The sequence below is a fragment of the Pseudoalteromonas sp. CR1 genome, assembly GCF_019392235.1.
Lineage (GTDB): Bacteria > Pseudomonadota > Gammaproteobacteria > Enterobacterales > Alteromonadaceae > Pseudoalteromonas.
The window spans coordinates 1-253 of the sequence record NZ_JAHXRM010000436.1; the positions used below are offsets into that span (position 1 = coordinate 1).

The following is a 253-nucleotide window of genomic DNA, read 5'->3' on the forward strand; positions in this document are numbered from 1 at the left end:
GCCAGGTACTGGGGCAGTGCTGCGGGTTACGCAGGGCCAGGGTCTGCTGGTTGAGGCGCAATTGATTGGCCTCGGCGCCGAAGTGGATCGGGCTGTCACCGAGTACACCGTACTGTTCGCTGTACGCCGGGGCTTCAAACTCGATCTCGATGCGCTGTGCCTGCACCGGTTGCTGTGCCACGCTCGACAATTGCTGCAGCCAGCCGGCGATGATCGAATCCACCACAAAGCGGTTGTAGGCGTTGTAAGGGCT

General features: G+C 61.7%; 1 protein-coding gene. It reads right to left on the minus strand.

From position 1 onward, the window contains the following. Window positions 1–253: AraC family transcriptional regulator ligand-binding domain-containing protein (locus KZZ04_RS20040; protein WP_219424010.1), on the minus strand; the 253-nt coding region annotated here is incomplete at both ends.